At 72.3% G+C, this 12,759-nt stretch carries 9 protein-coding genes and 2 pseudogenes; 6 read left to right on the forward strand and 5 right to left on the reverse strand.

The window, feature by feature from the left end; genetic code table 11:
- Positions 1-68: 68 nt before the first annotated feature.
- Positions 69-1,856, reverse strand: a complete 1,788-nt coding sequence (gene gcl / locus OF819_RS04965) for a glyoxylate carboligase (protein ID WP_267242099.1) — start codon at positions 1,854-1,856, stop codon at positions 69-71.
- Positions 1,857-2,158: 302 nt separating this feature from the next.
- Between gcl and OF819_RS04970 the strand changes: the two genes are divergently transcribed.
- Complete coding sequence (locus OF819_RS04970; RefSeq protein ID WP_267242100.1) at positions 2,159-3,082, forward strand: hypothetical protein; 924 nt, start codon at positions 2,159-2,161, stop codon at positions 3,080-3,082.
- Between the two features lie 390 nt (positions 3,083-3,472).
- A complete protein-coding gene (locus tag OF819_RS04975; protein ID WP_267242101.1) occupies positions 3,473-4,090 on the forward strand; it encodes a GNAT family N-acetyltransferase in 618 nt (205 codons plus the stop codon).
- Here the strand turns inward: OF819_RS04975 and OF819_RS04980 are convergent.
- From OF819_RS04980 to OF819_RS04990, 3 genes and pseudogenes are all read right to left on the reverse strand, one after another.
- A pseudogene (locus tag OF819_RS04980) lies at positions 3,990-4,440 on the reverse strand (AMP-binding enzyme); the annotation flags it as partial. The gene OF819_RS04975 and the pseudogene OF819_RS04980 overlap by 101 nt on opposite strands.
- Complete coding sequence (locus OF819_RS04985) at positions 4,368-4,670, reverse strand: hypothetical protein (protein WP_267242102.1); 303 nt, start codon at positions 4,668-4,670, stop codon at positions 4,368-4,370. The gene OF819_RS04985 and the pseudogene OF819_RS04980, both read right to left, overlap by 73 nt.
- Positions 4,667-6,373 carry an AMP-binding protein gene (locus tag OF819_RS04990; protein WP_267242103.1) on the reverse strand — a complete coding sequence of 569 codons (1,707 nt, stop codon included), beginning with the start codon at positions 6,371-6,373 and terminating at the stop codon, positions 4,667-4,669. The genes OF819_RS04985 and OF819_RS04990 overlap by 4 nt, the downstream gene beginning before the upstream one ends.
- Before the next feature lie 124 nt (positions 6,374-6,497).
- On the opposite strand from OF819_RS04990, the gene OF819_RS04995 reads away from it, so the two are divergent.
- The gene (locus OF819_RS04995; protein WP_267242104.1) at positions 6,498-7,340 is read left to right on the forward strand and encodes a helix-turn-helix transcriptional regulator; all 843 of its coding nucleotides are present in this window, start codon (positions 6,498-6,500) and stop codon (positions 7,338-7,340) included.
- An 8-nt stretch (positions 7,341-7,348) separates the two neighbouring features.
- Here the strand turns inward: OF819_RS04995 and OF819_RS05000 are convergent.
- Positions 7,349-7,585, reverse strand: a pseudogene (locus tag OF819_RS05000) (DNA glycosylase AlkZ-like family protein); the annotation flags it as partial.
- Between the two features lie 223 nt (positions 7,586-7,808).
- Here OF819_RS05000 and OF819_RS05005 point away from each other — a divergent pair.
- From OF819_RS05005 to OF819_RS05015, 3 genes are all read left to right on the forward strand, one after another.
- Entirely contained in the window at positions 7,809-8,951 is a 1,143-nt protein-coding gene (locus OF819_RS05005; RefSeq protein WP_267242105.1) for a magnesium and cobalt transport protein CorA, read from the forward strand.
- A 340-nt stretch (positions 8,952-9,291) separates the two neighbouring features.
- The gene (locus OF819_RS05010; RefSeq protein WP_267242106.1) at positions 9,292-11,067 is read left to right on the forward strand and encodes a sigma-70 family RNA polymerase sigma factor; all 1,776 of its coding nucleotides are present in this window, start codon (positions 9,292-9,294) and stop codon (positions 11,065-11,067) included.
- A gap of 63 nt (positions 11,068-11,130) precedes the next feature.
- The gene (locus OF819_RS05015) at positions 11,131-12,723 is read left to right on the forward strand and encodes a hypothetical protein (RefSeq protein WP_267242107.1); all 1,593 of its coding nucleotides are present in this window, start codon (positions 11,131-11,133) and stop codon (positions 12,721-12,723) included.
- Positions 12,724-12,759 lie beyond the last annotated feature (36 nt).

The following is a 12,759-nucleotide window of genomic DNA, read 5'->3' on the forward strand; positions in this document are numbered from 1 at the left end:
TGGGTTTAACGCTTCAGGGGCGGTCCCCCGCTCGGGAGACCGCCCCTGAAGGGTCAGAGTGAAGAGCGTCAGCTCTTCAGGGTCTTGATGGCCGTCGGCGCATGGCCCGGCTCCGTCGCCAGGTCCTCCCACTCCGTGATGTCGCTGATGTCCATCGTCCGGCTCATCGAGATATTGGTGATCCGCTCCAGGATCGCCTCCACCAGCACCGGCACCCGGTGCTCCGCCGCCAGCTTCTTCGCCTCCTCGAAGGCCGGCAGCAGCTGGTCGGGCTCGGTGACGCGGATGGCCTTGCAGCCCAGGCCCTCGGCGACCTTGATGTGGTCGACGCCGTAGACGCCGAGCTCCGGCGAGTTGAGGTTCTCGAACTCCAGGTTGACCTGGAAGTTGATGTCCAGGCCGGCCTGGGCCTGGCGGATCAGGCCCAGATAGGAGTTGTTGACCAGGACATGGACGTACGGGATGCGGTGCTGCGCGCCGACCGCCAGTTCCTCGATCATGAACTGGAAGTCGTAGTCGCCGGAGAGCGCCACGACCTGGGCCTGAGGGTCCGCCTTGGCGACGCCGAGTGCCGCGGGGATGGTCCAGCCGAGCGGGCCGGCCTGGCCGCAGTTGATCCAGTGGCGCGGCTTGTAGACGTGCAGCATCTGCGCGCCGGCGATCTGGGAGAGGCCGATGGTGGTGACGTACCGCGTCTCCGGGCCGAAGGCCCTGTTCATCTCCTCGTAGACGCGCTGCGGCTTCATCGGCACATTGTCGAAGTGCGTACGGCGCTGCAGCGTGGCCTTGCGCTCCTGGGTGGAGGCGACCCACGCCGAGCGGTCCGGCAGCCTGCCCTCGGCCTTCAGCTCGCGTGCGACCTCGACGAACAGCTCCAGGGCCGCCTTGGCGTCAGAGGCGATGCCATAGTCCGGAGCGAAGATCTTGCCGATCTGGGTGGGCTCGATGTCGACGTGGACGAACTTCCGGCCCTTGGTGTAGACGTCCAGCTTGTAGCCGGTGTGGCGGTTGGCCCAGCGGTTGCCGATGCCGAGGACGAAGTCGGACTCCAGGAAGTTCGCATTGCCGTAGCGGTGCGAGGTCTGGACGCCGACCATGCCGGCGTTCAGCTCATGGTCGTCGGCGATGGCGCCCCAGCCCATCAGGGTGGGGATGACCGGTGTGCCGGTGAGCTCGGCGAACTCGACAAGCAGATCGCAGGCGTCGGCGGTAATGACGCCGCCGCCGGCCACGATCAGCGGGCGCTCCGACTGAAGCAGGAACGAGATCGCCTTCTCGATCTGGGCGCGCGTCGCCGCGGGCTTGTACACCGGCAGCGGCTCATAGGTCTCGGGATCAAAGTCGATCTCGGCGAGCTGGACGTCGATCGGCAGGTCGATCAGGACGGGGCCCGGGCGGCCGGACCGCATCAGATGGAAGGCCTGCTGGAACACACCGGGGACCTGCGCGGGCTCCAGGACGGTCGTCGCCGCCTTGGTGACCGGCTTGGCGATCGAGGCGATGTCGACGGCCTGGAAGTCCTCCTTGTGGATCACGTTCGTCGGCGCCTGGCCGGTGATGCAGAGGATCGGGATCGAGTCGCCGATGGCCGAGTACAGGCCGGTGATCATGTCGGTGCCGGCCGGGCCGGATGTGCCGATGCAGACGCCGATGTTGCCGGGGTGCGTGCGGGTGTAGCCCTCGGCCATGTGCGAGGCGCCCTCGACATGGCGGGCGAGCGTGTGATCGATGCCGCCGCCCTCTTTGAGGGCCTTGTAGAAGGGGTTGATCGCCGCGCCCGGCACACCGAACGCGTTGGTGACGCCTTCGCGCTTGAGGATCTCAACTGCCGCGCGGGCAGCGGTCATACGAGGCATGGGTGCTCCTGCTTGGGCCTTGCGGATCGGGCTCTGTCGCGCCACCTGAGAGCTGCGATTCCGTACGGGGATTCCGCACCGCACACCCCCCGTGGGGATTTCGCATTGCGGAATTTAGATTCTGTTATACGGAAGCAATGTACGGTCTGGGCCGAACGGCGTCAAGGGAGATGAGCAGGCGCACACTCCCCCGCGTACAGAAGACCGGGAAGTGTCCGAAGTACCTCGCCAAGGCTTCACACTTGGTGGACGATGGACCCCGAGCCGAGGGGAAACCCCGCACCAGGGGGAAGGGGGGCACGATGACCGAAAGCGTGCCGGTGCGCTGTCCGGCATGCCGACGGGACCACCGGTTTGCGCCACCCGTCTACCCATGCGCCTGCGGCGCCCCGCTGGCGCCCCCGCTGCTGCGCGGCGCGGCCCCGGAGCCGATCACACACCGCACCTGGACGGACGACTGGGTGACGGTCCGCTGCCCGGAGTGCGCCCGCCAGGGCCACTGGCCGCAGCCGGAGCTCGGCTGCCCCTGCGGCACGGTGCTGCGCGTCCCGGTCCGCACCGGGAACGCACCCGTCCCTCCCGTGGCCCCGGCTCGCCGCGCCGGCGAGGACCGGAGCAGCCCCGTCCTGGACCTCCCGGAAGGCCAGGACACGCCGGCCGGCCGCCCTGGGGACGGCGACGGCCTCCGCGACCGCGGCGACCGCGGCGGCCCCCGAAGCCCCGCGGAGCACGAGGGCGGCATGCCGCGGCCGGCCAGCCAGGCGAGCGGCCGCCCCGCGCACATCCCGCTGCCGCGCACCGCGGCCTCTCCCCGCCGCCCCGCCTTCCGCCCGGTCACCATCCGCACGGCGCACGACGCCGTGACGGCCGCCGCCCACTACCTCAGATGGCTCGGCTTCCGCGACGTCATCCGGCCCGAGCGGCATATCGCGGCCCCCGGCGTGGATCTGCGCGGCCCCGGGCTGGTCGCCAGGGTGGACCCGTCGACGCGCCGGACGACGCTGCGGGCGGTCGAGTGCCTGTGGCTGCACGGGCTGCATGACGCGGCGGCAAGCGTGCACTTCTCACTGGCCGGATACGCGCAGGACGCCCGCACCCGCGCCGACGCCCTCGGCATACCGCTCTTCGTCATGGATCTCACCGGCAGCCCGCAGCCCGTGAACTGCGCGGCGGACGAGCTGGTCGGCACGGGCGCGCCCCACCCCGGAGCCCCCGGCCCACACTGACCGCCGCCCGCGGCACGCCGGGCGGGCGTCCGATCGGCCCGGAGCCCCGCACCGGCAGCAGATCGGCCATGCGCCGACATGGCTCCTGCACCGGCCGGACCGCGCCGCCCGCGGCACTCCCGGCGCGTCCGCGCACCGGCCGACACCGCGCACGCCTCGCCTGGCGGCCCGGAACCGCCTGCGTTCGCCGCTCACCCACGTGCCGCCCACACCGCCCCACACCGCCCGGCGTCTTCCGCGCAGCGCCCGCCGGGGCCGGACCGTCTGTGGGACCGGCCACGTCCGGCGACGGCGACGGGGCCCGCGGCGGGCCGTGCCCGCCCGCCTCCGCATGGGCCGCGGGCCGACCCGCCATATGGCGCGGGCCGCGGGCTCCGCCATACTCAGGCCATGCGCATCCGACCAGCGTCGCGCGCCGAACTGCCCCTGCTCCAGGAGATCGAAAGGGCGGCCGGCGAGCCTTTCCGCGCCCTCGGCATGGCGGCGGTCGCCGACGACGAGCCGCCCTCGATCGAAACGCTCGACCGCTTCCGGCGGGCGGGCCACGCCTGGGTGACGGCGGACTCCGGCGACCGCCCCGTGGCGTATCTGCTCTGCGAGGAGGTGGACGGAGCCGCCCATGTCGAGCAGCTCTCCGTCCATCCGTCGGCCGCCCGCCGCGGCCTCGGCAGCGGGCTGCTCGACCACCTCGCGGTGTGCGCCGCCGCCGACGGGCTGTCGGCGCTCACCCTGACGACCTTCGCCGACGTCCCGTGGAACGCCCCGTACTACGCGCGGCTCGGCTTCCGCGCCCTCGCCGACGACGAGCTGACCGAGGGGCTGCGGGAGATCCGGCGCGCGGAGGCGTCCTGCGGTCTCGACCAGTGGCCCAGGGTGTGCATGCGCCGGGGGCTCGCAGGCGCAGCCGCTAGCCCTCCCCGTACGGTGCCTGTGCGCACCCCGCGTCCTCGTGCCCTGCCGCCCCGCTCCCTCCCTCCGCGTACCGCCGGCGCAGCTCCACCTTTCTGACCTTGCCGCTGACCGTCATGGGGAACGCCGTGAGGATCTCCAACCGGCGCGGGACCTTGTAGTGCGCCAGCCGGCCCCGGCAGTGGCCGGCGAGATCGTCGAGGGTCGGCGGGTCCGCCGGGTCGCGCGGGATGACGCAGGCCAGCACCTCCTCCCCGTACCGCTCGTCGGGTACGCCCACCACCTGCACATCCGCGACCTTGCGGTGGGTGTGCAGGAACTCCTCGATCTCCCGTGCACAGCTCCCCGGCCGTGCCGCGCTTCACGGTCACGCCGCTCACCGGGGCGACGACCTTGATCTCGACATGCGGCAGCACCCGTCCGACGGTGCCGGTGCGCCGCTCCAGATCGGGCAGGGCGAGCCCGCCATGATCCCGGTGTGGCGGATTCCGGCAGGGAGGTCGAGCAGCGCCTCGCGGTCGGGGTGGGCGGCGATCGCACGGTCGAGGTTGCGGCCGATGGTGTCGCCGAGCAGCGGGGCTGTCCCGACGCCATGCGCGTACGACAGATCGGTCTCAGCGGTCTGAGGGGTCTGGGCGGTCTCGGCGGTCTCGGCGGTCCGAGGGGTCTCGGCCGTCATCGCAGGCTTCCCTCGTCGTATTCGGCCGTCGAGCCCGCGGCCGTACGCTCGCGCAGCTCCACGCGGCGGATCTTTCCGGAGACGGTCTTGGGCAGCTCGGCGAACTCGATGCGCCGGATGCGCTTGTACGGTGCGAGGACCGCGCGCGAGTGCTCGAAGAGCAGCTTCGCCGTGTCCGGCCCCGGCTGCCAGCCGTCCGCGAGGACGATGTACGCCTTCGGCACGGCGAGGCGCAGCGCGTCGGGGGCCGGGACCACCGCCGCCTCGGCGACCGCCTCGTGTTCCAGCAGCGCGCTCTCCAGCTCGAATGGCGAGATCTTGTAGTCGGATGCCTTGAAGACGTCGTCCGAGCGGCCGATGTAGGTGATGTAGCCGTCCGCGTCGCGCGCGCCGATGTCGCCGGTGCGGTAGTGGCCGTCGGACATCGCCTCGGCGGTGCGCTCCGGGTCGCCGTGGTAGCCGGTCATCAGCCCCACGGGGGCGGTGGAGAGGTCGACGGCGATCTCGCCTTCTCTCTCGGCCGGTTTGCCGGTGGCCGGGTCGAGCAGCGCCACGGTGTAGCCGGGGCTCGGCCGGCCCATGGAGCCGGGCCTGACGCTCTGCCCGGGGGTGTTGGCGACCTGCACCGCCGTCTCGGTCTGGCCGAAGCCGTCGCGGATGGTCACTCCCCAGGCGCGGCGGACGGCCTCGATGACCTCGGGGTTGAGGGGCTCGCCCGCGGCGACGGCCTCCCTGGGGGGCGTGCGCAGCGCGGTGAGGTCCGCCTGGATCAGCATGCGCCATACGGTGGGCGGTGCGCAGAAGCTGGTCACGCCCGCGCGGTCCATCGCGGCCAGCAGCCGGCCGGGGTCGAAGCGGGTGTAGTTGTGGATGAAGACGGTCGCCTCGGCGTTCCAGGGCGCGAAGAGGTTGGACCAGGCGTGCTTGGCCCAGCCGGGGGACGAGATATTGAGGTGGACGTCGCCGGGCCGGAGGCCGATCCAGTACATCGTCGCCAGATGGCCCACGGGGTAGGACACATGGGTGTGTTCGACGAGCTTGGGGCGGGCGGTGGTGCCGGAGGTGAAGTAGAGCATCAGGGGGTCGTCGGCGCGGGTGGGGCCGTCCGGCTCGAAGTGCGTACGGCCGGCGTCCACACCGTCGTACGACAGCCAGCCCGCCGCCGCACCCGTGCCCACCGCGATACGGGTGTAGCCGCCGGGCACCTCGGCGAACTTCGGCGTGTCCTCGGCGCGTACGACGACATGGCGGACGCGGCCGCGGTCGACGCGGTCCCGCAGATCGGCCGGCCCGAGGAGCGGGGTCGCCGGGATCAGCACCGCGCGCAGCTTCATCGCGGCGAGGGCGGTCTCCCACAGCTCGACCTGGTTGCCGAGCATGACGAGGACGCGGTCCCCCGGGCCGACGCCCTGCTCCCGCAGCCAGTTGGCGGCGCGGCCGGAGCGGGCGGACAGCTCGGCGAAGGAGTGCCGGGCGCCGGTTCCGTCCTCCTCGACGATGTGCAGCGCGGTCCGCTCATTGCCGTCGGCGATGGCGTCGAACCAGTCGAGGGCCCAGTTGAAGTGCTCGAAGCGGGGCCAGGCGAAGCCTTCGTACGCCGCCGCGTAGTCCTCTCGGTGCTCCAGCAGGAAGTCCCGTGCGGCGCGGAACCTCTCCGTCCGCGTGTATGACGTCCCTGGCGCTGGCGGTGACTGTGGTGTCACGGGCTCTCCTCATCGGCGGACGGGCTTGTTGCCGGGCGGGGCGCTGCCATCGTGTAATCGGTGACCTGGGTCTCACTACCCCCGTTCGGGGGTGATCACGAGCAGCACAGGGAGTGGACCTGACGTGAGCGAGCCGGAGGAGTCGGCGGAGATCCGCGCCGCCCTGGTGCGCCTGCGCCGTGCGACGGGGCTGCCGGTGGCGTTCGGCGGGCTGGTGCGCGGCGCGAGGACGGCCGGAACGCTGCGCATCGCCGAGTTGAGCGGCGCGGCGACCGGGGCGCTGCGCGGGCTCGGCGTGTGCAGCGGAAACGGACTGGGCGGCAAGTCGATGGCGCTGTCCCGGCCGTGCGGGGTGACCGACTACCGCACGGCCCGGCATATCAGCCATGAGTACGACGCGGCGGTGGCGGCGGAGGGGCTGCGGGCGGTGGTCGCGGTGCCCGTGGTCGTGGGCAGAAGCGTGCGGGGCGTGCTGTACGGCGCGCTGCGCGAGGCGCTGCCGCTGGGCGAACGGACCCTGGACGCGGCGATGGCCGCGGCGCGGGATGTGGAGCAGGCGCTGGTCGCACGGGATGAGGCGCAGCGGCTGCTGGCCCGGGCCAGGACCCGTGCCCCGGCGGCGGGGGCGTCCGGCTGGGAGGAGGTGCGCCAGGCGCATGGCGTGCTGCGGACGCTGGCGCCGCGGGTCGCCGATCCCGCGCTGCGGGAGGAACTCCTCGCCGTGTGCGGGCGGCTGGCGGCCGCGGCCGCCCCGGCGTCGCATCCGCTGCGGGTGGCGCTGACCCCGCGGGAGGTGGACGTGCTGGCGATGGTCGCGTCGGGCGCGACGAACGCGACGGCGGCGCGGCGGCTGGGGCTGCGCCCGGAGACGGTGAAGGGCTATCTGCGGTCCGCGATGCGGAAGCTGAGCGCGCATACGCGGCTGGAGGCGGTGGTCTGCGCGCGGCGCGCGGGTCTGCTGCCGTGACCGACGCTCGGCGAACCGGCCGAGGTCGACTCCGGCGAGCCTGCCGCGGAAGGCGCGCAGCTCGCGGTCGGGCGCGGCCTGGACGAGGGGCGCAGGGCGAGGCAGTCATCGGCGGTGTGGGTGTGGATGGTGGCCCGCAGGGTGACCAGTCGGGCGACCTCGCGGGAGGCCATGAGGGCGGACAGCTCATCGGGGTCGAAGCCGTCGAGGCGGGCGGCGAGAGCCGTGTACGGCGGTTTGACCGCGCGTAGCCGAGCCCGCAGCCCGCCCAGTCCGCCCGTACGCCGAGCCCGCACGCCCGCCAGTCCGCACGTACGCCGAGCCCGCACGCCCGCCCAGTCCGCACGTACGCCGAGCCCGCGCGCCCGCCCAGTCCCGAGGGCCGGTGGCCTGGGCCTCGGTCCTGCCGCCGTGCCCGACCGCGGATATCCTGCCTGCGCGGATCCCGACGGCCGGAGGTGACAGGCGATGCTCCCCCACTGGCGGCGCCGGCCCGCCGCTTCCGCGGAGCCGCCCGGGCCCTCGTCCGGCGTGGACGGCGCGCCGGATGCCGGCCGCACGGCCGGGGGACCCCCGGGCGGCCGGGACCAGGACAGCGTGGTGCACGCGGCGCTGTACCGCGACGGCCGCCGTGTCTCCACCCCGGACTCGCTCGCGGACACCTTCCGCCAGCTCCGCGCTCAGTCGGACGGCATGGCGTGGATCGGCCTGCACCGCCCGACCGAGGCGGAGGTCCTCTCCCTCGCCGCGGAGTTCGATCTCCATGAACTGGCCGTCGAGGACGCGCTGGAGGCCCATCAGCGCCCCAAGCTGGAGCGCTATGGCGAGACCCTCTTCGTCGTGCTGCGCGCCGCCCGCTATCTGGACGCCCCGGAGGAGGTCGACTTCGGCGAGCTGCATGTCTTCGTAGGCAAGGACTTCGTCATCACGGTCCGCCACGGCGCCGCCCCCGACCTCTCCGCCGTACGCCACCGCATGGAGCAGACCCCCGAACTCCTGGCGCTCGGCCCCGAGGCGGTGCTCTACGCCATCCTCGACGCGGTGGTCGACGGCTACGCCCCGGTGGTCGCGGGCGTCCAGATCGACATCGACGAGATCGAGACCGAGGTCTTCGGCGGCGACCCGGCGGTCTCCCGCCGCATCTACGAACTGGCCCGCGAGATGGTCGAGTTCCAGCGCGCCACCCGCCCCCTGGTGGGCATGCTCAACGGCCTGATGGCGGGCTTCGCCAAGTACGGCACCCACGAGGAACTCCAGCGCTACCTCCGCGACGTCGCCGACCACGTCACCCACACCAGCGAACGCGTCGACGGCTTCCGCCAGGCCCTGGCGGACATCCTCACGGTCAACGCCACGCTGGTCTCCCAGCAGCAGAACGCGGAGATGCGGGCGCTGGCGGAGGCGGGCTTCGAGCAGAACGAGGAGATCAAGAAGATCTCGGCGTGGGCGGCCATCCTCTTCGCCCCGACGCTCGTCGGGACGATCTACGGCATGAACTTCGACCATATGCCGGAGCTGCACTGGCTGTTCGGCTATCCCTTCGCGATCACTCTGATGGCGGTCGTATGCGCCAGTCTGTACGTCGTCTTCAAGCGGAGGGGCTGGCTCTGAGCCGTACGCCTCCGGCGTCCGGTTTTCGCGAGCGGCAATTGTCAGGGAACCTGCATTTAGCGTTTCCCGTCGGCACAGCCGGGCCAGTTCCACCCGAACGCCGAACCCCAACGTAACGTTTCAGCAAAGAGGCGGGACGGGTCATGAAGGCGGCCCCTCTGAACAAGTGCAGCCACCGTCACGACCGCACTGAGCGCAGAAGAGGTTCCCCGCTTGCACCCCTCACCCAGCCCGCCGCCTCCCCCGCCGGAACCGCCGCCGGCAGATCGTCCGCGGCGTTCGGAGCCGCACATCTCTTGCATATGCAGTGTTGGGAAAACAGGGAAGGCTCTGCTGGCGCATGCCCGTTGGTGACAATGCCCGCCTCCCCGACGCGCAACCGGCGGCGTCGGCCGGGGAATCAGACCCCGACATCGCGATAGAGGAGCTGTATCGACTCCACCGCCCAGCGGTCCTCTCGTATGCGCGGAGTTGCTGCCGTGATGCGCACACCGCCGAGGATCTGGTCTCTGAAGCCTTCGCCCGCACTCTGCAGGCGGTGCGGTCCGGACGCGGCCCGGAAGCCGCCTGGCGTCCCTATCTGCTCGCGGTGGTGCGGCGTGTCGCGGCGGAGTGGGCGGCCACGGACCGCCGTACCGAGCTGTCCGCCGACTTCGGGCAGTGGCTCGACCATCTGCCCGGCGTCGCGGGCGAGGAGAGCGCCGAGGAGCGGATACTGCGCCTGGAGGACTCCAGCCTCGTCCTGCGGGCGTTCCGCTCGCTGCCCGAGCGGTGGCAGACCGCCCTGTGGCACACCGTCGTCGAGGAGGAGTCCGCCTCGACGGTCGGCGCACTGCTGGGGCTGGGCCCGAGCGGCGTCGGCTCGCTGGCGGCCAGAGCACGGGAAGGGCTCCGCGAGGCGTATCTGGCCGTGCACGCGGAGCGCGCGTCGGCGAGCGAGGAGTGCCGCCGCTACAGCTCACTGCTGGGCGCCGCGGTGCGCCGGGCGGGACGGCGGCCGAACCGAGACCTCGACCGGCATCTCGAACAGTGCCCGCCCTGCCGCGGGGCGCTGGGCGAACTCGTCGAGCTCAATGAACGTCTTGACGCCAAGCTGCCGGCCAGTGTGCTGCTGTTCGGCAGCTCCGGCTATGTCGCGGCCCGAACGGCCGAGACGACCGGTGCGGGCGCAGCCGGTGCGGCGGCGGCCCCCGGCGTCCCGGACCACGGCCTCCTCCCGGGCGGCGCGGGGAGCTGGCAGCCGCGGGCGGCAGGCTCCCCTGCCCAGCTGGGGGCGGTCGCCGGAGGCGTCGTCGCCGTCGTCGGCGTCACCGTGTTCCTCCTGCCCTCGCCGTTCGGAGACGACCGGAACGGGGCCGGACCATGGACGGCGGCCGCCGAGACGACTCATGCCTCCCTCGCGTATCCGCCGCCCGTCCGGCTCACCCCCGCCCGGCCGAAGGACTCGCCCTCCCCGAAGCCGCCCTCCCCGAAGCCGCCCTCCCGGACCCCGTCCCCCGCCCCCTCCCCCGCCACGCCGTCCGCGACGCCTCGCCCGGCCGCACCCAGGGCCCCGGGAGCGGTCGTCTGGTCGGGCCCCCTCCGCAATCTGGGCGTCGCCGCGCAGTGCGTCGAGCCTGCCGCCGCGTCAGTCGTCCAGAACACCTGTGACGGCAGCAAGGAGCAGCTCTGGCAGGCCGTGTCGCTCCCGCGCGCGAAGGACTACAGGCTGCTGCACAACGCGGCCACGGGACAGTGCGTCGACTACAGCGCAGGCACCCGGAAAATCATCAACAACGCCGCCTTCTTTCCCGTCGGGATGGCTCCCTGCCGGAAAGACGGCGAAGGACAGAAATTCCGTCTGGACCCGGCGCTGGCTGAAGGCGAGATCAGTTACCTGCTGCGTACTGAACGGGACGCCAGTAAGCCGTGGTTCAACATGCAGCTCGGAATGTTCAACTGGTGCCCGACATGCCCCGGATACGATCCGGAACTCAAACAGGGAGAACCATTGACTCTCACTCATAATTACTACCACGCACCGAGGCTGCGCTATCTCCTCGACGGCATGAAGATCCGCCCGGATCAGCCGGTGTATGTACTGGCCGACCCGCCGGCTTCTGAATCAGCCAGGTAAAGCCCGCACCAGGCATATACCGGCGTACGGCTGCCGCCGCCGGACCGAGTGGAAGGTTTCTCCGTGCACCTGCTCCTGGGCTCGCGTCCGCCGCAGCGCCCGCTCCCCGACGCGGCGTTGCTGATCGCTTTACGCAAGGGACAGACCAGATCCTTCCGGCATCTCTACCGCCGCCACTACGCCGCCGTGCAGGCGTATGCCTCCCAGTGCATGTCAGGCCCGCTCGACGCCCAGGAGGTGACCGCGAGCGTCTTCGCACGTCTGCTCCAGCAGATCTCCGCCGGAGAGTCCCTTGTCGAGCAGCGTCATCCGGGATGTCTGCGCCCGCAGTTGCTGGGGATGGTACGCAATGCGGCGGTCGATCGCTGGCGGCGGGAGCCGGACGCCCTGTCCCGGCGCTTCCGGCAGTGGGTCGCGGCGGGTTCACAGTGGCCGTGGGGCGAGGACGGCCAGCTCGCTCTCGCGTACGAGCGTCTCCCGGCCGCTGCCCGGCGTCTGCTGTGGCACTCGGTCGTGGAAGGGGACGACCCTGCCCTGACGGCACGCATCACCGGGCTGGCGCGTCATGAGATTCCTCAGGCGTGCGAACGGGCCCTGAGCGTGCTCCGCGCATTCCGTGCCGACCTGTATCTGGAGCGGCTGGAGCGCCCGGACTGCCGGGAGCTGTTCCGTCGTCTGCACGCACGGCCCGGTGAGCAGCCTGACGAAGAAGCCGCGGATCATCTCAGCGCGTGTCCGGGCTGCCGGAACGTCCACAAGGACCTCGCGCGGCTCGACGAACGGCTCGCGGCGCAGCTGCCGGTGCGGCTGCTCGGATGGTGGCCGGGGCGGGAGTATCTGCGGGCGAAGGCCGCCATTCCCGTGCCGCTGGGCGACCCGCCGTTCCTTGCCGGGCTGCTGGAGCGCACGGGCGCTCAGGGCCCGGCGAGGCGCTCGCCGCTGCACCGGACCGGCCGAGCCTACCGAGCCGCCCGAGCCGCCCGAGTCGCCCGAGTCGCCGGAACCACCCGAGCCGCCCGAGCCGCCGGGACCGCCGTAGGCCGCTGCCAAAGGCTGCGGGCGGTGCTCCCCCGGTGCCGTCCCGGCCGTTCTCCGGCCGCTCTCGCGATCGCCGGCTTTCTGGCCGGGGTGGTCGCGGGCATGTTCGCGCTCTCCGCCTGCGACCAGCGCGGCGGACCGACGACACCACCACCGCCGTCGGCGCCGGAGCCAGAGCCAGAGCCGGAAACCGCGCCGGAGAGTCCCCCTGCGCTCTCCGCCCGGTTTCCCGTCCGGGCCGGTGCCCACACCTCGCAGCAGGGCGCACGGGCCGGCGTCGCAGCCGGCAGCCGTGTGCTCGGCAACTCCTCCGTACTCCGGTATGAGCGGGTCGACTTCGCGGCGGGCGGGGACGGCTTCGCCCGGGCCAGGCTCACCGGGCCGCAAGGCGGCGGCGCCTGGATCGAGCTGACGCTCGACGCCCCGGAACGGCCGCCGCTGACACAGATCATCCCCGACGCCGACGGATCGCCGTCCGATGTCTCGGTGCCGATCAGACCCGTCAGCGGTGTGCACAGCGTGTATGTCACCGCCCGCTGTCCGACGGCGGAGCCGTGCGTGGAACTCCGCGCCTTCGGCACGACGCCGGGCGTGCGCCCCGACCCGCCGCGGCCATGACGCGGCCATGACGTCCTTGCGCGCTCGTCATGGGCC

This window comes from Streptomyces sp. PR69 (genome assembly GCF_026420845.1).
Taxonomy (GTDB): domain Bacteria; phylum Actinomycetota; class Actinomycetes; order Streptomycetales; family Streptomycetaceae; genus Streptomyces.

Bases quoted from the DNA above. Each gene is read 5' to 3' on its own strand.
- OF819_RS04985 (WP_267242102.1), bottom strand. From the start codon at position 4,670: ATGACGGCCGAGACCCCTCGGACCGCCGAGACCGCCGAGACCGCCCAG.
- OF819_RS05010 (WP_267242106.1), top strand. From the start codon at position 9,292: ATGCCCGTTGGTGACAATGCCCGCCTCCCCGACGCGCAACCGGCGGCG.
- OF819_RS04970 (WP_267242100.1), top strand. From the start codon at position 2,159: ATGACCGAAAGCGTGCCGGTGCGCTGTCCGGCATGCCGACGGGACCAC.
- OF819_RS05005 (WP_267242105.1), top strand. From the start codon at position 7,809: ATGCTCCCCCACTGGCGGCGCCGGCCCGCCGCTTCCGCGGAGCCGCCC.
- OF819_RS04975 (WP_267242101.1), top strand. From the start codon at position 3,473: ATGCGCATCCGACCAGCGTCGCGCGCCGAACTGCCCCTGCTCCAGGAG.
- gcl (WP_267242099.1), bottom strand. From the start codon at position 1,856: ATGCCTCGTATGACCGCTGCCCGCGCGGCAGTTGAGATCCTCAAGCGC.